Origin of the sequence: Halorubrum tibetense (assembly GCF_042661865.1) — an archaeon.
Lineage (GTDB): Archaea > Halobacteriota > Halobacteria > Halobacteriales > Haloferacaceae > Halorubrum > Halorubrum tibetense.
The window spans coordinates 1-503 of the sequence record NZ_JBHSWW010000762.1 but is presented as its reverse complement, the minus strand read 5'-3'; the positions used below and the strand labels follow the sequence as shown (position 1 = coordinate 503).

At 72.4% G+C, this 503-nt stretch carries 1 protein-coding gene; it reads right to left on the bottom strand.

The genetic code is table 11. The annotated features are described in order from the left end of the window. Positions 1-503: phospholipase D-like domain-containing protein (locus ACFQEU_RS18165; protein ID WP_379784442.1), on the bottom strand; the 503-nt coding region annotated here is incomplete at both ends.

Below are 503 nucleotides of genomic sequence, written 5' to 3'. Positions count from 1 at the left end.
CGGCGGCCGCGTCGTTCTCGAAGAGGGCGGCGAGCGAGTCGGCGACCGCGTCGTCGTCCGCGACGATCCCCCACCCCCGGTTCGAGCCGCCGCCCGTTCCGGAGCGCTTCCAGTTCTCCGTGAGCACGACTGCGCGGTCGTCGACGACGGCGTACTTCGCGTGGTGGAACCGGAACCGGTCCGGCTCGCCGTCGAGAACTCGGACCTCGACACCCGCCGCATGGAGACGATCCGCAGCGTGTGCGCCCCGGTTCTGAAACCCGCCAACGGGCGTTCCCTCGATCAGGACGCGGACCGCGACGCCGCGCTCGTGGGCCGCGACGAGCCGGTCGACGACCCGGTCGGACTCCAGGGTGTAACCGGCAACGAGGACCCGGTCGTCAGCCGTCTCGAGCGGATCGACGGGCATTTCGGGGCTGTCGGGGAGCACGAACGGCGTCACCGCAGCGCCGGTGACACGCTCGGGAGCGCGCGGTTCGTACCCGTCCGGCCGCCACTCGCCC